Raw genomic sequence first — 26,011 nt, forward strand, 5'->3', positions numbered from 1 at the left:
TTGCTATACGTTGCGCCGGCCCACGGTGGACATCTTCAGTCGCGCCTGCGTCGTCGAAGACCGCCGGCCAGCGACCGACAGCGCAGCCGACAAGCGCGCCGGCAGCCGCATGATGTCCCGCGGCTTTGTCGCGGTAAGATTCAAAGAGCGAGCGATATCGAAAGGAGAAGTACTGTTTATGTTGCGAACTCGTAGAATTGGTCAGCGGCGGACGGATGGGTTCCGCGCACACATTGCATCTGTCCTTTGGCGATCATGTGCATGATCTCAATGCCGGCCAGAAGGATCCGGGCACAGCGAAAGGTTTTGAACCCTGGCATGGGCCGCGTTCGTCGTTTGATCGCCCGATGATCCTGCTCTACCCGGGTATTGAGATATTTGGACTGGCGGATCTTGTTGGACGCTTCACGACCGGCATTGATCGCTTCGAGCGCGGCGAGATTGGCGCCGCTTTTGTCGATGGTTACTGTCTCGGGTACACCGTTCTGGGCGATCGATTTCTCAAGGTAACGCTGGGCCGCAGTCTTGTCCCGATGGGCGCGTAGCTGAAAGCCAATGGTGTTGCCTTCCTTGTCGACGGCCCGGTAAAGATACCGCCATTCCCCCTTGACACGGATGTACGTCTCGTCCATCTGCCAGCTCTTCCCCACCGGCCGCTCACGGCGGCGAAACGCTTTCTCCAGCACCGGCAGCAACAGCTTAATGGCCCGGCGGTGCACAGTCGAATGATCGACTGAAACGGCGCGCTCAGCCATCATTGCCTCAAGGTGCCGCAGGCTCAGTGGGTAGGCCACGTATCAGCGCACGCAAGTCAGGTTCACGTCGAGCGGGTAGCGCAGGCGTTTGAGCACTCGGGCCACCGCCGGATTCATCGTTTTCATCGCGCTTTCAGTCGTTCGGGTCTTTCCGCCCATAATAGCGGACCCTCTTACTGCAACAGAACCATAAATGTACGGTTTCAGAAAATGCCCCCCAAACGCGACATCTCGCGGTCTCGTTGCGTGCCCCAAAAGGCCGTTGAGGACAGTCGTTTCGGTTGGGCGAAGCATTAATCGCTATTTTTGAGTCTTAGGCATGCCAGATGATCGGCGCATAGCCCATATCGACATGGACGCATTCTTCGCGTCTTGTGAACTGTCGCAGTACCCCGAGCTACGAGGCGAAGCCATGGTGGTTGCTGGTCGTCGCTCGGATGCGCCGCGAACAAATTCGGATGGCACACGCGAATTCTCCCGGTTGCGCGACTACGTGGGCAGAGGCGTCCTTACGACCGCGACATACGAAGCTCGCGCACTCGGAGTTCATTCCGGAATGCCCGCGATGAAGGCCGCCCGGTTAGCGCCGGACGCCATTCTCCTGCCCGTGAACTTTGACCTCTACAGAACTTACTCGCGACTGTTCAAGGACGCAGTGCGATCAATTAGCCCGTGCATAGAAGACGTTGGAATCGACGAGGTCTACGCCGATGTTTCGCTCACGAATGGCAATTCAGAAGAAATCGCGCGCAAGTTGAAGTCGGCGGTGTTCGAAGCAACTAGTCTGACATGCTCAGTCGGAATCGCGCCGAACAAGCTGCTTGCAAAGCTGTGCTCCGATATACAAAAGCCAGATGGGATTACGATCCTCAGGTTTGAGGACATCGAATCCAAAATTTGGCCGATGGCCGCGAACAAGATCAACGGCATTGGACCTAAGGCCAGCGCCAAGCTTGCATCGTTGGGAATAGCAACCATTGGCGAGATCGCCGCGTGTGACGAAACCTGGCTCGTGGAGCACTTTGGACGAAGCTATGGGGCGTGGCTTCGCAAAGTCTCTCACGGTCTTGATGATAGGCCTGTCGTGACGTACAGCGAGCCAATCTCGATGAGTCGCGAGACGACGTTTGAGCGCGATCTGCACGTCGTACGGCACCGACAGGAACTCGGCGCCGCCTTTACCCGTCTTTGCGAACAGGTGGCGCTCGATCTACAGAGAAAGGGCTATCTGGCTCGGAAAATCGGGATCAAACTGCGCTTCAATGACTTCAAGACAGTTACGCGCGATGTAACGCTCCCTGAACCAATTGCTGATGCGAAAGCGTTGCGCCGCGCGGCGACGGAGTGTTTGAAAAGAATTGATCTTGTTAAACCCATCAGACTGTTGGGAGTCAAGGCTGGCAATCTCCAACCCGCTGGGGAATCAACCGGCAATGAGTCGTCTCAGTTCACGCTGGATTTTTAGTCGGAGCCGAAGTCGATCGGCCGCGAGACCACGTTCGAGCGCGATCTGCACCCGCGCCACGACCGGCCGGCGTTATCGAGCGCGTTTACGAAGCTGTGCGTGCGTGTCGCCGACGATCTCGTGCGCAAGGGCCACGTGGGCCGCACGATCCGCATCAAGCTGCGCTACGACGATTTCCGCACCGTCACGCGCGACCTGACGCTCCACGAGCCGACCGCCGACGCGACCGAAATCCGCCGCGCGGCGACCGAATGTTTGTGACGCGTGGAGTCGGAACCGCAAGCTGCGGCTATTGGCGTGCGCATCAGCACGCTGACGTCGGCCAGCGAACAGGCGCTGAAGCCGCGCCTGCCGGTTCAGGCCGACTTGCCTTTCGCGAGCGACGAATAGGCGCTATCGGCGGCGACGCCGGTCGCATTCGCGTTCGCACGCATGGCCGGCACGTCGCCCGACGTGGACAGCGCCGACGCCGCCACCGAAAACGAGAACGTGTTGACGCCGTTCGCGCTGTGCGCCGACACGGTGCCGCGATGCATCTCCGCGATCGCCTTCACGATCGCGAGCCCGAGCCCGTGGTTTTCGCGGCTATTGGTGCGCGAGACTTCCGCGCGATAGAAACGGTGGAACAGATGTTCGAGGACGTCCGGCGCGATCGGCTCGCCAGGATTTGCCACGGCGACGCGCACCTGGTCGCGCATCGGTCCTTTCCCGCGCGCGATCGTCACGCTGATCGACGCGCCCGGCTCGCAATGCTGGATCGCGTTCATCAGCAGGTTCGTGCACGCGCGGCCGAATAGCGACCGGTTCACGCGCGCGAACGCATCGCCGTGCAACTGCGCATGCACGCGCGCCTCTTCGAGCGGAATCTCCAGAAACTCGAGCGTATGCGCGAGTTCCGCCGCGAGCGACACCTCGACGAGCCCCGTCGCGCGTTCGCCCTGATCGGCGCGCGCGAGGAACAGCATGTCGTTGATGATCGTGCGCATCCGCTCGAATTCTTCGAGATTCGATTGCAGCGTGTGGCGCAGATCGTCGACCGAGCGGTTGCGGGTCAGCGCGACCTCGGTCTGTCCGATCAGTATCGTGACCGGCGTGCGCAGTTCATGCGCGACGTCCGCGTTGAACGATTCGAGCCGGCCGTAGGCGCCGTCGAGCCGTTCGAGCGCGCCGTTGAACGAATTCGCGAGGTCGTTCAGTTCGAGCGGCAGCGACGCCGTATTGAGCCGCTGCGAGCGGTTGTTCGGGCTGACCGCCGATGCGTCGCGCGTCAGACGCGTGAGCGGTGCGAGACCGATGCGCGTGACCGAGTAGCTGAGCAGCAGCACCGCGAGACTGCCGAGCGCGGACAGCGCCGCGAGCGCCGAGCCGAACACGCGCATCGTGCGCAGGTTCGGTGAATAGCTCGACGCGACCTGCAACTGCACCGGCGGCCGCCCGGCGTTGGCGGGCAAGGTCACCGTCGAGGTCAGCATGTCGGGGCCGCCGCCCGCCGGCGCGATGCGCGCATAGCCGCCCGGCCAGCTCTTCGTGACGGCGCCCTGCACCGGCGTGCCGAAGTGATAGCTCGGGTCCGCGCTCGTCACCGAGTACACGGTGCTGCCGTCGTGCGGCGTCATGTCGGTGAGTTTTTCGCGGCACATCCGCCATTTTTCGGGCGTCACCGCGTGATTGACCATGATGCGCGCGATCTGCGTGCGATCGTCGAGCGACTCGCGCAGATGATGTTCGAGCTGCGTGCGCAGCACCAGAAAGAGCCCCGTGCCGACGAGCGTAAACACGAACAGCGCGACCAGCGCGAACATCGACGCGAGACGGCGGGCAATCGAACGGTTCATGATGTCTCGGCCTCTTCGCGCACTTCGAGCACGTAGCCCATGCCGCGCACCGTGTGCAGCAGCTTCGACGGGAACGGGCCGTCGAGCTTCGCGCGCAGCCGCTTGATCGCGGTTTCGACGACGTTCGTGTGGCTGTCGAAGTTGACGTCCCACACGAGTTCGGTGATCGCGGTCTTCGACAGAATGTCGCCCTGACGGCGCGCGAGCACGCTGAGCAGTTGAAACTCTTTGGCGGTCAGGTCGAGGCGTACGCCGTCGCGCGTCGCGCGGCGGCCGATCAGATCGACGAACAGATCGCCGACGGAAATCAATGTGGACTCCTGCGAACGCGTGCGGCGCGCGAGCGCATGCAGACGCTCGACCAGTTCGAGGAATGAGAACGGCTTGGTCAGGTAGTCGTCCGCGCCTTCGCGCAGGCCGCGCACGCGGTCGTTCACGTGATCGCGCGCGGTCAGCATGATGACCGGCGTCGACTTGCGCATGCGCAGCGCCTTCAGCACGCTGAAGCCGTCGCGCTTAGGCAGCATCACGTCGAGGACGATCACGTCGTAATCGAATTCGGTGGCCAGATGCATGCCTTCCTCGCCGTCGAGCGCGACGTCGACGACCCAGCCCTGCTCTGTCAAACCGGAGCGCAGGTAGTCCACCACCTTGTGCTCGTCTTCAACGATCAGCAATTTCATCCGCGTCCCCATGCCACTTGTGGCGGTCAATTTTGCATTATAGGAAACGCCCCTGATGCCTCGCGCCGATCCCACTCCCTCGGCATGAAAGCTCGGCCGGGGCCATTCAGTGTGCAGGAGCCGGCATCGCCTTCTGCTGCGCGCCGCCGGCTGGCGCTTGCTGCGGCGATGCCGTAGCACTGGCGAGGTTCGCTGTCGCGTTCGTACGGTTAGCCTCGTTGCGGGCCATTGCGCCACCTTGCGCGCCGCCATCCCAGCCGCCGCCGAGCGCCTTCACGAGCGCCACCGACAGCGTCAACTGCTGGCCGTGAATCTGCACGTCCGTGCGCTCGCTCGTCAGCAGCGACTCCTGCGCGTCGATCACGTTCAGATAGGCGACGAGGCCGCCCGAATAGCGATCGTTCGCGAGCGACAGCAGCCGCTGCGCGTCCTCGACCGCCTCGCGAGACTGCTTCGCCGCGCCGTCGAGCACCGACAGTCCTGTGATGCCGTCCTGTACCTGCTGGAACGCGCTCAGCACGGTCTGCCGATAATTCGCCTCGGTCGCCTTGTAGCCCGCGCTCGCGTACTGGACGTTGGCCGCGCGCCGGCCGCCGTCGAAGATCACTTGACCGACCGTCGCGCCGAGCGTCCACATCAGCGTCGGCGCGCTCAGCAGATTGGCGAACTCGGTGCTCTCCCAGCCGATGCCCGGCGTCAGCGTGAGGCTCGGGAAGAACGCCGCCTTGGCCACGCCGATCTGCGCGTTGGCCGCCGCCATCGCACGTTCCGCCGAGGCGACGTCGGGACGCCTTTGCAGCACGTCGCTCGGCACGCCGAGCGGTACGGTCGGCGGCTTGATGTCGAGCACCTTCGGCTCGATCGCGAACTGCGGTGCGGGCACGCCGACCAGCGCGGCGATCGCATGCTCGAACTGCGCGCGCTGATTGAGCAGCAGCTGCGCCTGCACGCGCGTCGAATCGAGCTGCGATTTCTGCTGCAGCACGTCGAGGCCCGATACCGAGCCGAGATCGTGCTCGGTGTTCACGTAGTCGAGCGCCTTCTGCTGCAGCTTCACCGACTGGTTCAGCACGTCGATCTCGTTGTCGAGCTCACGCAGCGAGAAGTAGTCGGTGGCGAGGTCGGTCGTCAGCACGAGGCGCGCGTTCGCCAGATCGTCCGCCGACTGTTCGGCCGACGCCTGCGCGCCCTCGACCTGACGACGGATGCGGCCGAACAGATCGGTGTCATAGCTGATCGTCGGCCCGAGCTGGATGGTGTTCTGCACCGTCGATTCGGTCGGCGTCGCGTAGTTGGTCAGCGGCCGGTCGTGCGAAATACGGAAGCGCGAGGCCTGTGCATTGAAATCGACTTCCGGCACGCGCTGCGCGCTGATGTTCGCGAGCGTCGCCTTCGCCTGCTCGTAGTGCGCGCTCGCCGCGGCGAGCGTCTGGTTCTGCGCGAGTGCCTGGGTTTCGAGCGTCGCGAGCGTCGGGTCGGCGAAGCCCGTCCACCAGTCCGGCGCGATCGGCGCATGCGACGGCGCGGCGACGCGCCAGAACGAATCGGTGTGCCATTCGGGCGGCACCTCGGCCTGCGGCCGCTGATAGTCCGGGCCGACCGTGCACGCGGCGAGCAGCGCCGCGCCGGCGCAAGCGCTCAGCGCGGTGAAGACAGTGCCACGCGTACGCGCCTGGCGTGAAGCCACGAACATCACGACGCCCCCTTGCCGTTCTTCTGCAGCGGCTGCACCTGCACGTGATCGCCATCGGCAATCGAATCGCTCGGGTTGACGATGATGTGATCGCCCGGCGAGATACCGCTTTCGATTTCGAGTTGCTGTCCGAGGTCCACCGCGATCACGACCTTGCGCAGGCTCACATTGCCCTTTGCCTCGACGACCGCGAGGCGCGGACCTTCCGCGCGAAACAGCAGCGCGTTGCCGGGCACCGTGAGACGCGCATGCGCGACGGCCGGCACCGCGACCTGCACGTACGCACCAGGGCGCAGCTTGTCGTCGGGATTCGGCAGCGTCACTTCGATCTGCAAGGAGCGCGTGGGTACGTCGATCGCGCCAGATATATGCGTGATCTTGCCGTTGAACTGCTGGCCCGGCAGCTCGGCCTGCGTGACCACGACCTTCTGCCCGACCTCGACGTTCTGCGCGTAGGCCTGCGGCAACTGCACATAGACGCGCAACGGGTCCGATTGAGCAAGCGCGAACAACGCACGGCTCGTGCCGCTGCCCGCGTCGATCAGATCGCCGACGTCGACGTTGCGCTGCGTGACCACGCCGGTAAACGGCGCGACGATCCGCTTGAACGATTCGAGTTGCTGCAGACGCTTGACGTTCGCATCGGCGGCCGCGAGATTCGCGAGATCCTGCGTGTAGGTGCTTTGCCGTTCATCGAGTTCCTGCTGCGACACCGCATCGCGCTGGCGCAACTGCTGCCAACGGTCCAGCGAGCTCTTCGCGAGCGCGAGGCTCGAATTGATCTGCTGACGTTGTGCCAGAGCCTGCGCGAGTTCCTGGTCGATTTCCGGCGTATCCAGCTCGGCGAGCAGTTGCCCCTGCTTCACGTGGGTGCCGATGTCGGCGTACCAGTGCAGCAGATAGCCGGTCGCGCGTGCATAGATCGGCGACTCGACATAGCCGCGCAGCGTGCCCGGCAGCAGCGTGTCGCCGCCGCCCTCGGTCTGGGTCGGCGTGACGACGTTCACGTACTGCGTGGCATTCTGCTGCGCGATCGCCGCGACTTCGCGGTTTTGCAGCACGTTCGCGATCACGGTGCGAAGTGTGCCTACCACGAGCAGCACGAGCACGATCACGACGGCAATCTTCGCGCGCTTCCATTCGCGATGGCGCGGCGGCAGCAGGTGCTCTCCTTCTTCGGTTTCCCGCGCGGGGATCGCTAGCGATGCATGAGTTTTTTCGGTCATCTCAGTCAACCATCGTTTAACTTTACGCGGGCGTCGCCGCACTGCTGGGTTCCGGTGCGGGGGTGCCACGATGGCCGCCATTGCCACCGCCGTTGCCGCCATCGTCGCCACCGCCGTTGTCGTCGTCGCCGCCGTTCTTATGACGGCCCGCGAGCCACGAATGAATTCCCGCAAACACGAGCGGCACGAAAAACAGCGTCGATACGGTCGCGAACAGCAACCCGCCAATCACCGCGCGGCCAAGCGGCGCATTCTGCTCGGCGCCCTCGCCGAGGCCGAGCGCCATCGGAATCATGCCGATGATCATCGCGAACGCGGTCATCAGCACCGGACGAATCCGGCTCGCGCCGGCTTCGAGCGCGGCCGTGAGTGGCGGCGCGCCGGCCGACAGCCGCTGGCGCGCGAACGCGACCATCAGAATACTGTTCGCGGTCGCGACGCCCATCGTCATGATCGCGCCGGTCAGCGCCGGCACGCTCAGATGGGTGCCGGTCAGGAACAGCATCCACATGATGCCCGCGAGCGCCGCCGGCAACGCGCTGACGATGATCAGCGGATCGACCCACGACTGGAAGTTCACGACGATCAGCAGATACACGAGCACGATCGCCATCGCGACGCCGATGCCGAGCCCCAGGAACGAACTGCGCATCGTCTGTACCTGGCCGCGCACGGTGATCGTGCTGCCGCGTGGCAGCGAGCCGCGCACCTCGTTGACGATCTTGTCGACCTGATTCGCCACGCTGCCGAGATCGCGCTTTTCAACGCTCACATACAGATCGATCACCGGACGGATGTTGTAATGCGTGACTTCCGCGAACTGGCTCTTCGGCGAGATCTGCACGAGGTTGCCGAGCAGTTGCGTCGGCCCGTTCATCGTGGCCGAGACCGGGGTGCGCAACAGTTCGTCGATCGAAGACACCTGGTACTGCGGCGTCTGCACCGCCACCTTGTATTCCACGCCGTTCCTGTTGTTGACCCAGAAGCCCGGCGACGTCTGCGAGCTGCCCGATAGCGAAACGAGCACGTTCTGCGCGACGTCGTTCGCGGTCAGGTTCAGTTGTTGCAGGCGGGTGCGGTCCATGTGCAGATCGATCACCGGTTCGTCGAGCTTCTGCTGGATATGCGTGTCGACGGTGCCGGGAATCAGCCGCACCTGCTTCAGCAGCTTGCGCGCGATGTCGAGGTTGCCCTGCTGATTCGCGCCCGAAATCTGCACGTCCACCGCGGCAGGCAGGCCGAAGTTCAGGATCTGCGTGACGATATCGGCCGGCTGAAAGAAGAACTCGACGCCCGGGAAACGCTGCGGCAGGATCGCGCGCAGCTTGTCCATGTAGATCTGCGACGGTTTGTGGCCTTCGTTCAACGCAATCTGGATCTCGCCGTCGAGCGTGCCCATCGTGCCCGCATTGCTATACGACAGGTTGATGCCGCTATACGGCAGCCCGAGGTTGTCGAGAATCGTGCCCAACTCCGGGGGCGGCACGACTTCGCGGATCACCTTCTCGACCTCGTCGGCCAGCCGCGCGGTTTCTTCGATACGCGTGCCGGTCGGCGCGCGCATGTGCAGACGGATGTCGCCCGCGTCGACGCTCGGAAAGAAGTCTTCGCCGAGTGCAAAGAACAGACCCATCGACAGCACGCAGAATCCGAGGAACAGCGCGCCGAACATCTTGCGACGCACGAGCAGGCTGCTCAGGATCATGATGTAAGTCGCGCGCATGCGCTCGAAGCCTGCGTCGAAGCGGTGATACAGACGCATGAACAGATTCGGCTTGGTGCCCGCCTTCGGCTTGTGCGCGTGGCCCATCAGCAGCATCGCGAGCGTCGGCACGAGCGTACGCGACAGGATGTACGAAGCGAGCATCGCGAACACCACCGCTTCCGCGAGCGGCACGAACAGATAGCGCGCGACGCCGGTCAGGAAGAACATCGGCACGAACACGATACAGATACACAGTGTCGAGACGAGCGCCGGGACTGCGATTTCGCCGGCGCCGTCGAGAATCGCATCGTGCAGATTCGTGCCCATGTGCAGGTGCCGCTCGATGTTCTCGATCGTCACGGTCGCGTCGTCCACCAGAATCCCGACCGCCAGCGCGAGCCCGCCCAACGTCATGATGTTGATGGTCTGCCCGAGCGCGTGCAGCACGATCAGCGACGACAGAATGGACAGCGGAATCGAGATCGCGATGATGCAAGTGCTGCGCCAGTTGCCAAGGAACAGCAGGATCATCGCGGCGGTTAGTGCGGCGGCGACCAGCGCTTCGCGCACCACACCCTGCACCGCCGCCTTCACGAACACCGACTGGTCGAACAGCGCGGTGATCTGCAGATCCGGCGGCAGCGCGGCGCGCGCGGCCGGCAAAATGCCTTTCAACGTATCGACGATCGACAGCGTCGACGCGTTGCCGTTCTTCAGCACCGATATCAGCACGCCGCGATGACCGTTCTGCCGCACGATGTTGGTCTGCGGCGAGAAGCCGTCGCGCACATGCGCGACTTCACGCAGATAGGTCGTCGCGCCGTTGACGGTGCGCACCGGAATGTCGTTGAGACCTTCCAACGTCGGCGGCGACCCGTTCATATCGATCGTGTATTCCTTCGGTCCGATCTTGGCCGTGCCGGTGGGCAGAATCAGGTTTTGCGCGTTGAACGCGTTGACCACGTCGGCAGGTGTCAGGCCCTTGGCCAGCAGCGCGCGCGTGTCGAGGTCGACCGAGATCAACCGCGATTTGCCGCCATACGGATACGGCACGGCCGCGCCCGGAATCGTCACGAGTTGCGGACGCAGGAAATTCAGCGCGGTGTCGTTGAGATCCTGCTCCGAGAGTTTCGGACTCGACAGGCCGAGCTGGATGACTGGAATACTGGAAGCCGAGTAGCTGATGACCAGCGGCGCGGTGGCGCCCGGCGGCATCTGCTTCAATTGCGCCTGCTCGATGGCGACCGTCTGCGCGATCGCCGTCTGGATGTTCGCGTTCGGCTGCAGAAACACCTTCAGGATCGCGATGCCGGGCAGCGATTGCGATTCGATATGTTCGATGTCGTTGACCGTCGTGGTCAGACTGCGCTCGTTGACCGACGTGATACGGGTCGCCATGTCTTCGGCCGACAGCCCCGTATACGTCCAGATGATGCTGACGACCGGAATGTTGATATCCGGCAGCACGTCGACGGGCGTGGTGAACAGCACGAAGGGCGTCGCCAGAACGATCAGAATTGCCATCACGATGAACGTGTATGGCCGCTTAAGCGCTACGTTGACGATCCACATTGAAACGGGCCAGAGAAAATGCGGGTGGAGGGAGGGATTGAATCTCCGCTTATGCTAGATCGATGGCACCAACGCCTGCATGGCACGAAAATGGCGAAATCGTCAGGAAGCTTGTTGAAAGCAAATGCGCCATTTTTGAAGGCGAAGGGCTCTCGCCGAATTAGCGGCCAATTAGGCACAAAGCAAACGTTTTTTGAATAAATTTACGCGCAGTTAATGAAACGTTTGCTGATACGCGGCACGTTTTTTTTGGCCGAAACAATATGAAACATGCTTTCAGAGCGATTCGCAAGACGGGGCGATTTTGCTCCGCGCGGCCGTCCCCTTCAACGAAAAATGGCCGGCCGACCTGAATGGTCGAGCGGCCTTCATTTGCAGTTATCCGTATCTAGGCGTCAACGCCCGCGACGCTTATTTGGCGAACAGCGACGACATATCGGCGAACGCCTTGAACTCGAGCGCATTGCCCGACGGATCGAGGAAGAACATTGTCGCCTGCTCGCCGACCTCGCCCTTGAAGCGCACATGCGGCTCGATGATGAATTCGATGCCGGCCTTCTGCAGTTTGTCCGCGGCGGCCTGCCATTGCTCCATCGACAGCACCGCGCCGAAGTGGCGCACCGGCACCGCGTCGCCATCCACCGCGCTGGTATGACGGTGACCGACTTCGTCCGGCGCCAGATGCGCGACGATCTGATGACCGTAGAACTTGAAATCGACCCATGCGTCCGAACTGCGCCCTTCCGGGCAGCCGAGCAATTCGCCATAGAACTCGCGCGCGGCGGCGAGGCTATGAACAGGAAACGCCAGGTGGAACGGCGGCAAAGCGGTTTCGGCAACGCTCATGATAGGAAGACTCGCTGGGGTGGGTGTGAGGATGAATTACGACTGGCACGACTGGCAACCGGTTCAGTCGAAGCAAAGTTTAATCATGAATAAAAATGTTGAGAAACGATATATATTTGAGCTGACCATCACCAAAATCGATTGATAAATCATGCTCAGCGAGTTGAAAACCTTGATTGCCGTCAGCCAGTACGGCACGTTCTCCGGCGCGGGCGCACGCATCGGGCTCACGCAATCGGCCGTCAGCGCGCAAATGCAGCGGCTCGAACAGGAACTCGGCTTTCAGCTGTTCGACCGCACCGGCCGCTCTGCGACGCTCAACGAGGCGGGCCGCGAAACGCTCGCGCTCGCCGAGGAAATGATGACGCTCTATGCGCGGCTCTCCGAGCGCAGCGGCGGCGCCGCCGAAAGCGGCATGCTGCGGGTCGGCGCGATCGCGTCCGCGCAGGTGTCGCTGCTCGCCGACGCGCTCGCGCGCTTTCGCGACGACCGTCCCGGCTGGCGGATTCGCGTGGTGCCGGGCGTGTCGCTGGGGCTGCTCGGCCAGGTCGACTCGGGCGAGCTCGATCTGGCCGTCATCATCAAACCGCCGTTCGCGCTGCCGTCGGAACTCGAATGGCGCACGCTCGTCGCCGAACCGTTCGTGCTGCTCGCGCCGAAACAGCTTGCGCGCGGCGGCCGCTCGTGGCGCGAACTGCTGCGCAGCGAGCCGTTCATCCGCTACGACCGCGCGTCGTTCGGCGGACGGCTCGTCGACCGTTTTCTGCGGCGCGCGCGCCTTGGCGTGCGCGATGCGATCGAGCTCGACGAATTGCAGGCGATCGTGCAACTGGTCGCGCGCGGCATGGGTGTCGCGCTGATCCCGAATACGGCCGGGCTGGGCAAATGGCCAGCGAGCGTCGTCGCACTCGAACTCGGCGATGCGAGCTTCGAGCGCGAGATCGGGCTCGTGCTGCGGCCGCGGCATAGCCGGCCGGTAGTCGCCGATGCGTTGGCGGAGTGTATTGCGAGCGCGGCGCACGGTTGAGCGCTTTGCACGCCGCATTCAATGCCAGTTCGCTTCGGGTTCGAATCGAGTGTGCTGCCATACGTACGCGCAACTGTATCTGTGAGTCGCGCGCGACGGCGCGCAGAATCGTTGCTTCGTTCAACCGGCTGTGTGGCGCGTTGCATTGCATTGTCGAACACGCGCTCCGCCCTTACATCTCCTCCCAATGATCGCCAGCCCTCTGCTCACCGCCGATGTCCTGATCGCCTACAGCGCCTATTTCGTCGGCACCGCGAGCCCTGGGCCGAGCAATCTCGCGATCATGTCGCTCGCGATGAGCGCGGGCCGACGCGCGGCACTGGTGTTCGCGCTCGGCGTGGTGTCGGGCTCGTTCTCATGGGCGCTGCTCGCGTCGCTCGGGTTGTCGGCGGTGCTCGCCACCTACTCGCAATGCCTCGTCGCGATCCGGATCGCGGGCGGGTTGTATCTGCTGTGGCTCGGCTTCAAGTCCGCACGCTCGGCGTGGAGCGCCGCCAAGCCGGCCGCGAGCGCGGCGCGCGTCGACGAACCGCTCGGGCGACTCTATCTGCGTGGCCTTTTGCTGCATCTCACGAATCCGAAAGCGGTGCTGGTGTGGCTGTCGATCGTGTCGCTCGCGATGTCGCCGGCACACGGCGCCGCGCACGTGACGCCGGTCGTGCTGGGCTGCATGGTGATCGGCGCGACGGTATTCAGCAGCTACGCGGTGCTGTTTTCGACGGCGTCCGCACGCCGCGTCTATACGGCGATCCGGCGCTGGCTCGATGGCTCGCTCGCGGTGACGTTCGGAATTGCGGGGGTCAAATTGTTGACGTCGAAGAGTTAGGGTGGATTGGGCGCGCCCGGCTGCCTCTGGTCCGCGCTCTGCGATACTGGCGGTTCGGCTCCATGAACGACGGCTGCTAGCGCAGCCATCCACGAAACGATGAACGGCCACGATAACGAAGCACCTTCCTCCACCCAACGCTCGCCGCTACAAAAGCGGCTCTATTTCACCGGCGCGGCGATCCTGGTCGTTGGCCTGATCGCCGCGGTGTTCATCTACGTGAGCGTGCCGCCGCCGGATAGCGCGGTCGCGATGTACAACATGGTCGATCCGCGCTATCAGATCGAGCTACAGCAAATCGGCGGCAACGCGGCGGTGCTGATGGCGCAGTTGCATCAATGGTTCGATAGCTTGTGGCACGGCTCCAGACTGGCTTATACGGTCGCGGTGCTGGGTGCCGCGCTTGCGGCCGGGTGTTTCTTCATCGGCCATTTTTTCGCGGACGATTAGTCGCGAGACGCTCGCCGTTAATCGCTCTCACGCCATGACCGAGCTTGCGACGTAGCAACGTCGGCACTTCGCTGTCACTCAGAATTCCGATGTCGGGCGAAATGTCATCAATGTCGCCACGAGCGGCAATCCTCATCCCGCCTACGCCATCAATAGCGCTTCATATTCCGCGCGGAACTGGTCGATGGAACTCTCCACCACCGTGACCGCGCCGTCGATCAAACCGCAACGCCCGCTGCCGGGAAGAAGGCGGCACAAGTTCTCCAGTGCATCCAGATCGGCACGCACACCGCGGCCCGTGTCGAGCCGGTTGAGAAGCCGCATCATCTGAAACGTTCCGCCCTTGCATGGCGGGCACTGGCCGCACGAACCCTGAGCGAAGAAGTTCACGTAGTCCGCGACTTTGCGCACGATGCTCGTGCCTTCCGACACCACGATCATCGCGCCCGTCCCCAGACGCGAACGGCGTTGACGCACCGAGTCGAAGTCCAGAGCAACGTCGAGATCGCGCTTCGTCAGCAGCGTGTTGGATGGGCCGCCCGTGAAGACCGCCTTGAACTCCTTACCCTGCAGCATGCCGCCGCCGTGCTGGAACACCAGCGTCTCCAGGCTCGTGCCCATCGGCAGTTCGTACAGGCCGGGACGCAGCACATCGCCGGAAAGCGAATAGAGCTTGGTTCCGGCGGCGTTCCCCACCCCGAGGTCGCGGTACCACTGCGCGCCATGGCGCAGAATCCCGGGTACGTGGGCCAGCGTCTCGACGTTGTTGACGATGGTCGGTGCGCCGTGCACGCCCTGCTCGGCCGGGAAAGGCGGTTTGCGCCGCGGAAACGGAAAGCCACCTTCGACGCTGGCGATCACCGCCGTCTCCTCTCCGCCGATGTACAGCCCCGAGCCAGGCACGACGCCAAGCGACACCGGCGCACCAATCCAACGCTCGATAGCGGCGAATTGCGCGTGCCCCGACCACTGTTTGACCGCCTCGCGAGTCGCGGCGAGAGACCCCGTCTGATGCGGATTCACGTACAAGACGACATGGTTGGCCCGCGTCGCCACCGCGGCAATCAGCGCGCCCTCGATCACCTGATGCGGTGTGTGTTCGAGCAGAAAGCGATCCTTGAAGGTGCCCGGCTCGTCTTCGTTGCCATTGCAAACGACGTACTTGTCGCCGTCAGGGGCAGCCGCGACCGGCGCCCACTTTCGATGTGCGGGGAAGCCAGCGCCTCCCATTCCACGCAGGTCGGCCTGGGCGATCTCGGCGAGGATCGCCCCCGGGTCTTCGAGCGCTTTGGCGAGTCCCTCGCCGCCGCCGCGCGCGCACCACGCATCGAGGTCGGCTCCGACGCGGAAATCGTCCCTCATCAAGCACTGATTCAGCATTTGCATCGCGTGCTCCGTGGTTCGCCTCACCGGATGCCGCCGATCACACGACCGCGTGCACTCGCGCGCAATCCCGCATCGACTCGCAGATCGAAATGGGCATAGGCGGGAAAGAGCTGCGGCGACTTCACGTGAAGCGGCAGTCCCGCCAGCGTCAGCTCTCTCTGCCACGCGTGCACGTGACCGATTCCGGCGCGGTTCGCCATCACCCACTCGCTGGTTTGCGCGGCCTTCGCGCCGGCACGGCGCCCCATGCTCAGAATGTCGAGCAGCGCGTTACCCATCAAGCGGTTGCGGCCGTGGATGCCGCCCGTCACCTCGCCGACACAGAAAAGGCCGGGGACGTTGGTGGCGCCGTCTTTGTCGATGGCGACGCCGCCGTTCTGGTAGTGGAGCGTGGGATAAACGAGGAACGGCTCCTGCGCCGCGTCGATACCGCATTTGTGCGCGAGATGGCGAAGCGTGACGAGGCGTTTGGCCAGAATGCCCGGATGCTCGATTTCTAGTGTCGGCGTATCGAGGAATACGCCGACCTGGCCGTCGCGCTCGATCCCGCGGCCCTGAGCGCACTCGCGCAGAATCGCCGATGCGACGACGTCGCGCGGCTTGAGTTCGTCCACGAAGCGTTCCCCTTCGCCGTTCAGGAGTCTCGCCCCCGCGGATCGCGCCGCCTCGGAAATCAGACCGCCCGCCAGATGATGCGGGTAGGCGATGCCGGTGGGATGGTACTGGAACGAGTCGAGTTCACGCAGGCGCGCGCCGATCCGATAGGCGAGCACCAGACCGTCGGCGGTGGCGCCGTAGTGGTTGGAGGTCTGAAACGAATTCAGGTGCAGTCGCCCCGCGCCGCCGGTGGCGAGGATCACGGCGCGCGCGCGCACCAGCACGAAGGTACGCCATTCGAGGTTGTAGATCACCGCTCCGGCGCAGCCGCCGCGCTCGTCCGACAGCAGTTCGACCACAGGGCAGCGGTTCCACAATTCGATGCCCGGGTCGAGGTCCACCGCCTCGCGCAGCACGCGCATCATTTCGAGGCCGGTATAGTCCCGATACGACAGAATGCGCGCCGCCGATGCGCCTCCGGGCTTCTTGCGCATCAGATTGCCGCCAATCGGCTGGTCCTCTTCCAGATCGAACATCATGCCGAGCTGGATCAGCCAGCGAATCACGTCGGGGCCATCCATCACCATCTGGGCCACGAGTTCGGGTTCGCCGCAGAAGTGTCCGGCGCGAAGCGTGTCCTCGAAGTGCAGTTGCGGGCTGTCATCCTCGCCGATGGCCGCCTGGATTCCGCCTTCGGCCATCACGGTATTGCTGTCGCCGAGCCGCAGCTTGGTGGCGAGGATCACGCGCGCGCCCTGCTTCGCCGCCGTGAGCGCCGCGGCACAGCCGCCACCGCCGCCGCCGATTACCAGCACCTCGGTCGTCATCAGCTGCGCGCCGGCGATGTCGACATCATCGAGCAGCGCGTTGGCCTGCAGGTGCCGCGCGAGATCGGGCTGACACGGCTCGCCGCGATTGACCCCGACGCTCAGCGTGACGCGCGCATGCGGCCCATGATCGGGGTGATAAGCCTTCAGCAATTCATCGACCGGAACGTCATCGCCGCGGACCGTGGCCGCCATCCCGGGGCGGTAGCGCTGGCGCGCGTTTTCGTGGGGTATGCCGGCGGACATGATGATTCGCCCCGGTCAGCGCGGCGGCTGCGCGCCCGGCGCAGCGAAGTCGATCTTCAGCTCGCCGCTCTCGATCTGCTGCAGCCGTCGCATCAGATTGGCCGGACGCAGCGAAAGCGACGCGATCATCCGGCGCACGAACACGCCCAGATGGTTGGGCCGGATATGCTCGGGGCATGCGAGTGTGCACAGGTTGCACATCACGCATTCGTCGAATACCTGGCTCGATGCGGCCAGATTGCCTTCCACCGCCAGGTTCACGCCGCGCTGCACGTCCAGCCCCTTCGGACAGGCTCGATCGCAACCGTTGCAATGACGGCAATGCGATGCTTCGGGGAAGATCTCGGCGATCTTGCTGAGCGCCTGCCAACTGTCACCGATATCTTCCATTCGATACAGGTGACGTTCCGATTCGGTGAAGTAATCGAGGAATGCGACCTGCATACCCTCTTCGACGAGGGTCTCGCAGGCGAGCGCGGTGTGGACTTCCTGCTCGCCGTTGCGTCGCACCATCACACGGCACGACCCGCACACGCCCTGGGACATGCAGCCGACACCCTCGACGAGGGTCTGCCCCGCGTGCCCCATGGCCTGCAGAATCGAGCAATTGCCCGGCGCCTGAATCTCGCGCCCTTCGATACTCACGCGAACCATGGCCTCGCACTCTCCTTGCACGCCGTGAACACTTCACTGGCGAACGCGCCGAAAAGGTCATATAAACCTTAGCACAAGGACGGTTATGAGAAAGGGGCATGGCATGAAAACTTTCTGGAAGGCCGTCGCTCCTCTGATCGTGGTGATCATGATCGCACTGATTCCCGCGCCCCCCGGTCTCGCGCAGCACGCCTGGTATTACTTTGCTATTTTCGCGGGCGTGATCGTCGGGCTGATGCTGGAGCCTATTCCGGGCGCGGCGATCGGTCTCATCGCGGTGACGCTCGTCGCTGTGTTCAGCGAGTGGGTGTTCTTCAGTCCCGCACAACTCGCCAAGCCCGGTTTCAACGTCGCGAACGCGGGGCTCAGCTGGGCGCTTTCAGGTTTCTCGAATGGCACGGTGTGGCTGATCTTCGGTGCCTTCATGTTCGCCCTCGGATACGAGAAAACCGGGCTCGGCCGGCGCATTGCATTGATGCTCGTGCGGGCGCTGGGTCGCCGGACCCTCACGCTCGGTTATGCGGTGATGGTGGCGGACGCCGTGATCGCGCCATTTACCCCTTCCAATACGGCCCGCAGCGGTGGGACGATCTTTCCGGTGATTCGCAGTTTGCCGCCGCTTTACGACTCGAAGCCGAACGATCCGTCGGCGCGGCGCATCGGGTCGTACATCATGTGGATCGCTATCGCCACGACCTGCGTGACGAGCTCGATGTTCCTCACCGCGCTCGCACCCAATCTGCTCGCCGCGGAACTCGTCAAGAAAACGGTCGACGTCGACCTCGAATGGACGCAGTGGTTTCTGGCCTTCGCGCCCGCGGGCATCTTGCTGCTGCTGGCCATACCGCTGCTGACTTACGTGCTTTATCCGCCGCAAGTGAAGCATAGCGCCGAGGTGCCGGCCTGGGCTGCCCAGCAGCTCAAGGAGATGGGGCCGCTCACGAGGCGGGAAATCATGCTCGCCGTGCTGGTGCTGATCGCTCTCGCGCTGTGGGTCTTTGCGGACGACTACGTCAATCCCACGACCGCGGCGCTGATGGTGATCGCGCTGATGCTGTTCACCCGAGTGGTGAGTTGGGACGACATGCTCGCCAACAAGCAGGCCTGGAATACCCTCGTGTGGTTCGCGACGCTCGTCGCGCTCGCCGATGGGCTCAGCAGGACCGGCTTCGTCAAATGGTTCGCAGCGACGATATCGACCCACATGACCGGCTTTCCGCCGACGACGGCCGCGATCGTCCTCGTGCTGATCTTTTTCTTCACGCATTACATGTTCGCGAGCATCACCGCTCATGCGACGGCGATGCTGCCGGTCATGCTGGCGGTGGGCTCGACGATTCCCGGCATGCCAATGGAGGCGTTCGCGCTGATGCTCTCGCTGACGTTGGGGATCATGGGGATCCTGACACCGTATGGAACGGGGCCGAGCCCTGTGTACTTCGGCAGCGGGTATCTGCCCGCGGGGGATTTCTGGAGACTCGGGCTGATTTTTGGCGTCATTTATATCGCTGTGTTTCTTCTGATTTGCGCGCCGATCCTGCTTTGAGCTTTGAGGCCGCGCTTGCGCGGCCCCTGCTTCGAAAGATCGCGACGATTTCCCTCGTTCTTCTAGATATCGAAGTACAGATAAAACTCCCATGGATGCGGACGCAATTTGATGGTGTCGATCTCGCGGCTGCGCTTGTAGTCGATCCAGGTCTGGATCACGTCGTCGGTAAACACATCGCCTTTGCGCAGGAACGTGTTATCGGTTTCGAGCGCCGCCAGCGCCGCGTCGAGAGATCCCGGCACCTGCCGTATATTGCGCGCTTCTTCGGGCGGCAGATCGTAGATGTTGCGGTCGAGCGGCTCGCCGGGATCGGTCTTGTTTTCAATGCCGTCGAGGCCGGCCATCAGCATCGCGGCGAAAGCAAGATATGCATTGGCCGACGGGTCCGGACAGCGAAATTCGACGCGCCGCGCGTTGGGCGAATCCGAATACATCGGAATGCGCGCCGCGGCCGAACGGTTGCGCTGCGACATCGCCAGATTGACGGGCGCCTCATATCCGGGTACCAGGCGTTTGTATGAATTCGTCGTCGGCGCGCAGAAGGCCATCAGCGCGGGTGCGTGCTGGAGCAATCCGCCGATGTACCAGCGGCACATGTCCGAAGTCAGCGCCCAGCCGCCCGCGTCGTAAAAGAGGTTCTGTTCGTCTTTCCACAGGCTCTGATGACAATGCATGCCGCTCGCATTGTCGGCGAACAGCGGCTTCGGCATGAAGGTTGCGACCTTGCCGTGCCGACGCGCGACGTTCTTGCAGACGTACTTGTAGATCATCACGTTGTCGGCCATGCGGGTCAGCGTCGCAAAGCGCATGTCGATCTCGTTCTGTCCCGCGGTCGCAACTTCGTGGTGATGCACTTCGATCTGTACGCCCGCCTGCTGGAGCGTCAGCGCGATTTCCGAGCGGATCTCCTGCAGCGTGTCATGAGGCGGCACCGGAAAATAGCCCTCCTTGTAGCGCTGCTTGTAGCCGAGGTTGCCACCGCCGTATGCGCCTTCGTCGCGACCGGTGGTCCAGTCGCCCTCGCCCGACTCGACGTAGTAGTAGCCGCAGTGCTGATCCTGGCCGAAGCGGATGGAGTCGAAGATGAAGAATTCGAGCTCTGGCCCGAAATAACACGTCGTCGCGATGCCCGTCTGGCGCAGATAGTTCTCCGCCTTTTTCGCCACGTAGCGCGGATCGCGCGAATACGGCTGCCGCAGCACGGGATCGACGACGTCGCAAATGATCGACAGCGTCGGAGTGCCGCAAGCCGGGTCGACGAAGGCCGTTGCCGGGTCAGGCCGCAGCAGCATGTCGGACTCGTGGATCTCCTGAAAGCCGCGGATCGATGAACCATCGAAACCGATGCCGGCGCTAAACAGGTCGTCGTGAACTTCGGGAAGCGTGATCGAAAAATGCTGCCAGAGTCCGGGCAAGTCGGTGAATTTCAGATCGACGATCTGAATATCGCGCTCTTGCAGCAGGCCGATCACATCGCTTGCGCTTTGTGGTCGCGTGACGCGATAGCTGCCCGCTTCGACGGACACCGCAAACGGCGATCCGGTGGTTCCTTGCGTACTGGCCATGAACTTTGCCCTCTTCCGCCCCTTTACCGCCCGTGTACTTATAGTCCAACGTTAGTACGTCCACGCGCGAAAACAAGGCGGCAGTGCGCGGACCTAGCGGTCTTGCTCCAGTGCCTTCAAGTGAGCCTCGCCGGCATCTCTGGCAGCGGCGGAGGTCGCATACGTCTCGTCCGAAACGAGCGAGCGTTTGACCTCACGGGCCGCGAAGTCGACCAGCGTGATCACCCAGACATGCTCGCCACCCTGCTCGGCCGTTTGCACGAAAGCGCGCACGTCGCCCTTGTCCTCTGATTTCATCGTGACCTCCTTGTGGAAAAGTCGCGCGGGAAATGGGGAGCGCGACCATGAAGCTGTTCGCGAGCCGCGGTGCTTCCTCACGGAGCGCGTAGCTTGATCTTAGGCAATGGAATCGGTCCAGTGACGGTTTTCTCGCTTCCGATGCCGAGCACAGCCGATGGGTTCGGCGGTGAAAGCGGCTTGCCCGCAATCATCTGAAGCCCCCATCAAGACCTTGTCGGGCGGCGCGGTTCCACCGGTCGAGTAACGCGGACGGGCGGTCGAATGGGCGAGCCGCCTCCCCCAGGGACCTCAGTCGCGGAAATCGAGCTCATTCAGTTTGCGGCGTGGAACGGCGTCCGCCAGTCCGTCTTGCGAACGAACTGAGCGCCGCCCGAGGTAATTCTTCGACTGAAAGCGCCCACAGCGAATACGCAACGCTGCGCTGGAACAACAAGCCGACAGCAGCCCGAAGCTGCCCCTTGCCCAGCGCGTACACCGAGTCGGTCACGGCGACGGCACCGTGCATCAGAATGCTGGCATGCCGGTAGCAGCCCATCATGCAGTCATTGCAGGGTTGCCGTTGATCGGGCAGGCGGTCGAGGTCGAAGACGGAGCCCATCGGCTCAGGCCACGCCTCGCAACGCCAAACATCGAGGTTCCAGTCGATATAAAAGTACTTGCTGCCACCGATGCATGGAACCAGTTGCTGTTCGCCGCGCACGAAACGCGCGACCTCGGCCAGCGCAGCGCTCGGGTCCATGACACGGAAATGCTTCTTGAGGCGCGCGATTGCGCTCAACGCTTCGAGTAGTTCTTCCGCGTTCAGGTCGACGAGTTTCGATTCTTCGTCGTAAACAAGCGATGTAGAACCAAACGCCTCGCGCCGTGGATAGGAAAAAACGACGGCATCGAAGCCAAGGCGGTTGAGCGTCTCGGGAAGCAACTCGTAACGGACCAGTCGGCTCACCGTAATCGATGCGCAGACCTCGATGCCGAAGCTATGGGCCTGAGTGATGCCGTCGCGGATACGGGCCTCGAGACCGCGCAGACCGCGATTGCGCTCATGCTCGCGCATGTCCGCGCTATCGATGGAAATCAGCAGACGCCTGAGGCCGGCCGCCGCCAATGGCTTGATGTAGCGGGGAAGAAACCAGCCGTTCGTGATCACGCCGCACTGCATGCCGGCCTTGGTGGCCGAAGCCACGAGCGATGCGATCTCGGGATGAACCAGCGGCTCACCTCCCTGCAGCGTCATGTAACGAATCCGGCGTCTGCGCAGGATCGGCAGTGCGCGCGCGAACTCATCAGGGTCGAGATAGCGACGTGGCCCCGCCAGATTTTTCTCGCGAGAGAACCCGCAGAAGTCGCATGCCGCGTTGCAAACGTTGGTCACCGATACGTCGCACACCGCGGGCAGCGGATTGCGCGGTTCGCTGCCGACACCGTCTACATGCCGCTGATCGCGCCACTTGATGATCCGCTCTGTCGTATCCATGGGACCCTCACCGCCTGCCGACGAATTCGGCACGAAGCTTCATAGAATACGCTCAACGCGCGGCGCATGATCCATTCTTACGCCAGCCTACGCCTTGAATCTACCGGTGCGTGCCGTCAATGCGAGTCCGATAACCGCAATACCCGCGAAGAGCGCCGTCAATCTGGCAGCACGCACTGTCTATTTCCAGATTTGCACGCTCCCATCGAGATACCCAATCTCCTTCGTCTTGCTGCCCGTGAGCAGGCACGAGGTTGAAACGGCCCGAGTCTGGAGCGCAAGTCGGCTCACGTCTCGCAGATGTGCATAGGATTTCAAACGAGTCGGCGTTTTTGGCGTGACATCCCGTTTCAGGCTCCTGATAAACACGTACTTATAGTCGCTTTCTGTGTCGTGTTCGGCCAGGTAATTAGCCAACCACGCAGTCGCGATTGAAATGACGCGATTCCGCGCTTCATTGGCGTTATTCTGGGCTATCGACTTCCCCATATTGACCGTTCCGAAACCGGCCATCGGATGCTTTGCCATCTTACGCTTGAGGCCTGGTTTCGCGCTCCGTCCTGGAATGTCGTCCGGAGCGGGTTGCGCGTCTGACGCGCCGGCATGCATCAACATCGACGCCCAGGTATAGTACTGGCCGCTTAGCCCATAGCATATTTGCTTCTCAATCAAGTCGAGCAGCATGAAGGTCGCCATGAAAACGCCTCCTCCCGACTTATCCCGGTCGGCGCCTCCCTCGCTGATCAGCAGTCCCGCGATCGTGTTGGCCAATTCGACCGCGTCGTCGTCGCCGCTCGTTTGCCCCACAGGAGTTGCCGCGCTTTGGTGGCCGCTGTCGAATAAACCTTCGCGACCCGCCGTGCCTTGCGGGTGTAGACCGTCTGCGCCTTCGGGTCGAATCCGCGCGCCTTATCAGCCGACTCGCCTGCGGCTACCACGTGCGAAGTCGCCATGGCGACTTCGCCTTCGAAGAGTTCGGGCGGAACTTCAGTCACGTCCGACGTGTAGCTCTTTAAACCTTTTGCCGCCCCGCCCCACTTCGCAATTAGCCGGTCTGCACCTTGATAAAAACGGCTTCTTCACCCACCGGCTGTTGGCTTAACCAATACCAGTCTCCAATTCCAAGAGACCACTTGCCGCGATTAGCGCCTATGGCTTATGCCATCTGTCCGGATGGATTGCCTACAGAAATGTGGTTACGGGACTTGACTGCGCCGCACAGTCGGCAATCGGCATACGGCATCCCACAAGGCGACGGGAGGATCGACGAGCGAAGATCCGCCGGCAGGGCAGAACCGACGCACGAATGTCGGCGCGAAAGCATGGGCAACGGCTGCAAATGGCCCGGATTTTGCCGTCGCCCGGTCAGACAGGTTTCAGCTCTTTCTGGAGGTTTTCGCCACAAATGGCGTGGGTATGTGCAGAACCTTCTCGCTTCCGCACTTTGGGCAGGCCGGATGAGCGTTTTCATGTTCAGCAAGATGCTCGGCATGTTCGAACATCTCACCGCACTTCTCACACCTGTACCGGTAAGTCGGCATGGCATTCCTCCAACGAGAATCCCGCACGTCGGGCTGACCAGATACGTCTACGACGTCGGCAATAACCCATTCTAGTGCAGGAAAGTGCGAGAGACGCCTGCGTGTACCTTGCGCGCAGCGCTCATCGTATGGGGTGAATGTCAGTTTGCCCGCCGCCTACCAGCCGAAATACCTGCACGGCATCCTCCAATGTGGACGCCTGTTCTTGCATGCTGGCTGCCGCGGCTGCCACCTGCTCCACCAGGGCAACGTTCTGCTGGGTCATCTCGTCCATCTGCCCGATCGCGCGGTTGACTTCGCCGATGCCGGTACTTTGCTCGTTGCTCGCGTGGGTAATCTCACCCATCAGGGTGACCACACTATCGACAGCCGTGACGATTTCGGTCATGTCCCGGCCAGCCTGGTCGACCAGTTCGCCGCCTGCATTGACGTTGCCGACCGAGTCGGTGATCAGAGCCTTGATTTCCTTGGCGGCCATGGCACTGCGTTGGGCCAGGCTGCGCACCTCGGCGGCGACGACCGCAAAGCCGCGTCCCTGGTCGCCGGCGCGTGCTGCCTCGACGGCCGCGTTCAAAGCCAGGATATTGGTCTGAAAGGCAATTGAGTCGATCATGCTAATGATGTCGACGATCTTGTGTGAACTGCCGCGGATCAACGACATGGTGGTCACCACATGGCCCACCACGGTGCCGCCTTTGACCGCGAGATCGGAGGCCGAGGCGATGTGTTGGTTGGCGTGCGAAGCGCGTTCGGCATTGGCGCGGACCATCGCCGTCAATTGTTCCATCGTCGACGCGGTTTCCTCGAGCGAGCCAGCCTGCGCCTCGGTGCGGGACGAAAGCTCCGCGTTGCCGGCCGCAATTTCGCGCGCGCCCAGCGCGATCATATCGGAGGCACGTCGGACGTTGCCGACTACCGAGGCCAAACCGACACTGATGCCGTTCATTGCCTGCATCAACTGGCCCAGTTCGTCGCGCCGGCTGACATGAACTTGCGCGGTCAAATCGCCGGCCGCGAGTTTTTCGGCGGCGGCCTTCGCTTCGAGCAGTTGCATGCCAAGACCGCGCCGGGTCGTCACGAAGACCAGCGCGCTGACCAGCAGCGCGCCGAGTAGCCCGAAGCCGATCACCCTGGTTTGCAGGAAAGCGGGCAACTCCGCTCCCGGGCTCGATCGGTCGGGGGGGATCACTGCCTCCAGCAGCCGACCATAGCCCAGCAGAAGTACGGTATTGGCGGCCAGCGTAAGCAGCGCGATTCTGGCTCCGATCGACAGGTTCCACACCTCACTGACGTCGAGGCCGACATACAGCGCGCCGATTACCTCGCCAGAACTGTCCCGGATCGGCTCGTACCGTGTCATGTATTGCTTGCCGAATAGCGTCGCGTAACCGGTGTAGGGTTGCCCCCCGCGCAGCATCCGATAGCCGGGATGCGAGCGGTCGAGTACCGTGCCCACGGCCCGCTCGCCGGTTTGCCTTTTGACCGAAGTGGCGACGCGCACGAAGTCATCGCCAATTGCGACGAATAACGTGCCCGTCGCGCGGGTTTTGGCGGTGAAGTGGTCCACTTCGCCGTAGTTGAGGTTCAGCAGGGTGTTCCCGTTTAGCAGCCTCGGAGTCGTGACACCGAGGATGTCGACACTGCTTGATTCGTCGCGTGAAAATGGAGCTGGAAAATACCCGGCGAGCGTTCGCGCGTGACGGCGCACCTGGGCCTTGAGCGGCAGCAGAGAGTACATGAAGTGAACCCCGTCGACTAAGTCAGCGAGCCGAATAAATCGGACGTTTTA

20 protein-coding genes and 2 pseudogenes are annotated in these 26,011 nt (G+C 62.8%); 6 read left to right on the top strand and 16 right to left on the bottom strand.

Annotation, left to right across the window (positions count from 1 at the left end; all coding sequences use genetic code 11):
- Positions 1 to 176: 176 nt before the first annotated feature.
- Positions 177 to 881 (bottom strand): annotated as a pseudogene (locus OKW44_RS08305) (IS6 family transposase).
- A gap of 193 nt (positions 882 to 1,074) precedes the next feature.
- Here OKW44_RS08305 and dinB point away from each other — a divergent pair.
- Positions 1,075 to 2,220: a DNA polymerase IV gene (dinB, locus tag OKW44_RS08310; RefSeq protein ID WP_026226600.1), complete on the top strand. Its 1,146-nt coding sequence runs from the start codon at positions 1,075 to 1,077 to the stop codon at positions 2,218 to 2,220.
- Positions 2,221 to 2,610 (top strand): annotated as a pseudogene (locus OKW44_RS08315) (DinB/UmuC family translesion DNA polymerase); the annotation flags it as partial.
- Here the strand turns inward: OKW44_RS08315 and OKW44_RS08320 are convergent.
- From OKW44_RS08320 to OKW44_RS08345, 6 genes are all read right to left on the bottom strand, one after another.
- Entirely contained in the window at positions 2,577 to 4,055 is a 1,479-nt protein-coding gene (locus OKW44_RS08320) for a heavy metal sensor histidine kinase (RefSeq protein WP_018424875.1), read from the bottom strand. The pseudogene OKW44_RS08315 and the gene OKW44_RS08320 sit on opposite strands and share 34 nt — an antisense overlap.
- The gene (locus tag OKW44_RS08325; RefSeq protein ID WP_018424874.1) at positions 4,052 to 4,738 is read right to left on the bottom strand and encodes a heavy metal response regulator transcription factor; all 687 of its coding nucleotides are present in this window, start codon (positions 4,736 to 4,738) and stop codon (positions 4,052 to 4,054) included. Before OKW44_RS08325 ends, OKW44_RS08320 begins: the two co-directional genes overlap by 4 nt.
- A 106-nt stretch (positions 4,739 to 4,844) precedes the next feature.
- Entirely contained in the window at positions 4,845 to 6,431 is a 1,587-nt protein-coding gene (locus OKW44_RS08330; RefSeq protein WP_018424873.1) for an efflux transporter outer membrane subunit, read from the bottom strand.
- Complete coding sequence (locus OKW44_RS08335) at positions 6,431 to 7,657, bottom strand: efflux RND transporter periplasmic adaptor subunit (RefSeq protein WP_018424872.1); 1,227 nt, start codon at positions 7,655 to 7,657, stop codon at positions 6,431 to 6,433. The genes OKW44_RS08330 and OKW44_RS08335 overlap by 1 nt, the downstream gene beginning before the upstream one ends.
- A 22-nt stretch (positions 7,658 to 7,679) precedes the next feature.
- Entirely contained in the window at positions 7,680 to 10,934 is a 3,255-nt protein-coding gene (locus OKW44_RS08340; RefSeq protein ID WP_018424871.1) for an efflux RND transporter permease subunit, read from the bottom strand.
- A gap of 411 nt (positions 10,935 to 11,345) precedes the next feature.
- Positions 11,346 to 11,780: a VOC family protein gene (locus OKW44_RS08345; RefSeq protein ID WP_018424870.1), complete on the bottom strand. Its 435-nt coding sequence runs from the start codon at positions 11,778 to 11,780 to the stop codon at positions 11,346 to 11,348.
- A gap of 151 nt (positions 11,781 to 11,931) precedes the next feature.
- On the opposite strand from OKW44_RS08345, the gene OKW44_RS08350 reads away from it, so the two are divergent.
- The 3 genes from OKW44_RS08350 to OKW44_RS08360 all read left to right on the top strand — a co-directional run bounded on the left by OKW44_RS08350 (position 11,932) and on the right by OKW44_RS08360 (position 14,083).
- Complete coding sequence (locus OKW44_RS08350) at positions 11,932 to 12,807, top strand: LysR family transcriptional regulator (RefSeq protein ID WP_018424868.1); 876 nt, start codon at positions 11,932 to 11,934, stop codon at positions 12,805 to 12,807.
- A 187-nt stretch (positions 12,808 to 12,994) separates the two neighbouring features.
- A complete protein-coding gene (locus tag OKW44_RS08355) occupies positions 12,995 to 13,633 on the top strand; it encodes a LysE family translocator (protein WP_018424867.1) in 639 nt (212 codons plus the stop codon).
- A gap of 99 nt (positions 13,634 to 13,732) precedes the next feature.
- A complete protein-coding gene (locus OKW44_RS08360; RefSeq protein ID WP_018424866.1) occupies positions 13,733 to 14,083 on the top strand; it encodes a hypothetical protein in 351 nt (116 codons plus the stop codon).
- A gap of 141 nt (positions 14,084 to 14,224) precedes the next feature.
- Here OKW44_RS08360 and OKW44_RS08365 read toward each other — a convergent pair whose 3' ends face one another.
- From OKW44_RS08365 to OKW44_RS08375, 3 genes are read right to left on the bottom strand one after another with little or no spacing between them, the layout of a single operon-like run.
- Complete coding sequence (locus tag OKW44_RS08365) at positions 14,225 to 15,469, bottom strand: complex I 51 kDa subunit family protein (protein WP_018424865.1); 1,245 nt, start codon at positions 15,467 to 15,469, stop codon at positions 14,225 to 14,227.
- A gap of 20 nt (positions 15,470 to 15,489) precedes the next feature.
- Positions 15,490 to 17,139 carry an FAD-binding protein gene (locus OKW44_RS08370; protein WP_026226599.1) on the bottom strand — a complete coding sequence of 550 codons (1,650 nt, stop codon included), beginning with the start codon at positions 17,137 to 17,139 and terminating at the stop codon, positions 15,490 to 15,492.
- Between the two features lie 15 nt (positions 17,140 to 17,154).
- Positions 17,155 to 17,793, bottom strand: coding sequence for a 4Fe-4S dicluster domain-containing protein (locus tag OKW44_RS08375; RefSeq protein WP_018424863.1), 639 nt, complete (start codon positions 17,791 to 17,793; stop codon positions 17,155 to 17,157).
- A gap of 103 nt (positions 17,794 to 17,896) precedes the next feature.
- Here OKW44_RS08375 and OKW44_RS08380 point away from each other — a divergent pair, with 103 nt between their 5' ends.
- The gene (locus OKW44_RS08380; RefSeq protein WP_018424862.1) at positions 17,897 to 19,339 is read left to right on the top strand and encodes an anion permease; all 1,443 of its coding nucleotides are present in this window, start codon (positions 17,897 to 17,899) and stop codon (positions 19,337 to 19,339) included.
- A gap of 62 nt (positions 19,340 to 19,401) precedes the next feature.
- Here OKW44_RS08380 and glnA read toward each other — a convergent pair whose 3' ends face one another.
- From glnA to OKW44_RS08410, 6 genes are all read right to left on the bottom strand, one after another.
- Positions 19,402 to 20,907 carry a type I glutamate--ammonia ligase gene (glnA, locus tag OKW44_RS08385; protein ID WP_018424861.1) on the bottom strand — a complete coding sequence of 502 codons (1,506 nt, stop codon included), beginning with the start codon at positions 20,905 to 20,907 and terminating at the stop codon, positions 19,402 to 19,404.
- A gap of 93 nt (positions 20,908 to 21,000) precedes the next feature.
- A complete protein-coding gene (locus tag OKW44_RS08390; protein ID WP_018424860.1) occupies positions 21,001 to 21,204 on the bottom strand; it encodes a hypothetical protein in 204 nt (67 codons plus the stop codon).
- 310 nt (positions 21,205 to 21,514) lie between these two features.
- A complete protein-coding gene (locus OKW44_RS08395; RefSeq protein WP_018424859.1) occupies positions 21,515 to 22,681 on the bottom strand; it encodes a radical SAM protein in 1,167 nt (388 codons plus the stop codon).
- A gap of 180 nt (positions 22,682 to 22,861) precedes the next feature.
- Positions 22,862 to 23,452: a hypothetical protein gene (locus OKW44_RS08400; protein WP_162634102.1), complete on the bottom strand. Its 591-nt coding sequence runs from the start codon at positions 23,450 to 23,452 to the stop codon at positions 22,862 to 22,864.
- A gap of 605 nt (positions 23,453 to 24,057) precedes the next feature.
- Complete coding sequence (locus OKW44_RS08405; RefSeq protein WP_018424857.1) at positions 24,058 to 24,222, bottom strand: FmdB family zinc ribbon protein; 165 nt, start codon at positions 24,220 to 24,222, stop codon at positions 24,058 to 24,060.
- Between the two features lie 121 nt (positions 24,223 to 24,343).
- Positions 24,344 to 25,960, bottom strand: coding sequence for a methyl-accepting chemotaxis protein (locus OKW44_RS08410; protein ID WP_018424856.1), 1,617 nt, complete (start codon positions 25,958 to 25,960; stop codon positions 24,344 to 24,346).
- Positions 25,961 to 26,011: the final 51 nt, after the last annotated feature.

Source organism: Paraburkholderia lebeckiae (assembly GCF_050436325.1).
Taxonomy (GTDB): Bacteria; Pseudomonadota; Gammaproteobacteria; order Burkholderiales; family Burkholderiaceae; genus Paraburkholderia; species Paraburkholderia tuberum.

Excerpts from the sequence above, each read along its gene's own strand:
- OKW44_RS08320 (WP_018424875.1), bottom strand. The coding sequence starts at position 4,055 with ATGAACCGTTCGATTGCCCGCCGTCTCGCGTCGATGTTCGCGCTGGTC.
- OKW44_RS08375 (WP_018424863.1), bottom strand. The coding sequence starts at position 17,793 with ATGGTTCGCGTGAGTATCGAAGGGCGCGAGATTCAGGCGCCGGGCAAT.
- OKW44_RS08345 (WP_018424870.1), bottom strand. The coding sequence starts at position 11,780 with ATGAGCGTTGCCGAAACCGCTTTGCCGCCGTTCCACCTGGCGTTTCCT.
- OKW44_RS08365 (WP_018424865.1), bottom strand. The coding sequence starts at position 15,469 with ATGCAAATGCTGAATCAGTGCTTGATGAGGGACGATTTCCGCGTCGGA.
- OKW44_RS08350 (WP_018424868.1), top strand. The coding sequence starts at position 11,932 with ATGCTCAGCGAGTTGAAAACCTTGATTGCCGTCAGCCAGTACGGCACG.
- OKW44_RS08330 (WP_018424873.1), bottom strand. The coding sequence starts at position 6,431 with ATGTTCGTGGCTTCACGCCAGGCGCGTACGCGTGGCACTGTCTTCACC.
- OKW44_RS08360 (WP_018424866.1), top strand. The coding sequence starts at position 13,733 with ATGAACGGCCACGATAACGAAGCACCTTCCTCCACCCAACGCTCGCCG.
- OKW44_RS08355 (WP_018424867.1), top strand. The coding sequence starts at position 12,995 with ATGATCGCCAGCCCTCTGCTCACCGCCGATGTCCTGATCGCCTACAGC.
- OKW44_RS08405 (WP_018424857.1), bottom strand. The coding sequence starts at position 24,222 with ATGCCGACTTACCGGTACAGGTGTGAGAAGTGCGGTGAGATGTTCGAA.
- OKW44_RS08410 (WP_018424856.1), bottom strand. The coding sequence starts at position 25,960 with ATGTACTCTCTGCTGCCGCTCAAGGCCCAGGTGCGCCGTCACGCGCGA.
- OKW44_RS08335 (WP_018424872.1), bottom strand. The coding sequence starts at position 7,657 with ATGACCGAAAAAACTCATGCATCGCTAGCGATCCCCGCGCGGGAAACC.
- OKW44_RS08395 (WP_018424859.1), bottom strand. The coding sequence starts at position 22,681 with ATGGATACGACAGAGCGGATCATCAAGTGGCGCGATCAGCGGCATGTA.
- OKW44_RS08340 (WP_018424871.1), bottom strand. The coding sequence starts at position 10,934 with ATGTGGATCGTCAACGTAGCGCTTAAGCGGCCATACACGTTCATCGTG.
- OKW44_RS08380 (WP_018424862.1), top strand. The coding sequence starts at position 17,897 with ATGAAAACTTTCTGGAAGGCCGTCGCTCCTCTGATCGTGGTGATCATG.
- dinB (WP_026226600.1), top strand. The coding sequence starts at position 1,075 with ATGCCAGATGATCGGCGCATAGCCCATATCGACATGGACGCATTCTTC.
- OKW44_RS08390 (WP_018424860.1), bottom strand. The coding sequence starts at position 21,204 with ATGAAATCAGAGGACAAGGGCGACGTGCGCGCTTTCGTGCAAACGGCC.
- glnA (WP_018424861.1), bottom strand. The coding sequence starts at position 20,907 with ATGGCCAGTACGCAAGGAACCACCGGATCGCCGTTTGCGGTGTCCGTC.
- OKW44_RS08325 (WP_018424874.1), bottom strand. The coding sequence starts at position 4,738 with ATGAAATTGCTGATCGTTGAAGACGAGCACAAGGTGGTGGACTACCTG.
- OKW44_RS08370 (WP_026226599.1), bottom strand. The coding sequence starts at position 17,139 with ATGTCCGCCGGCATACCCCACGAAAACGCGCGCCAGCGCTACCGCCCC.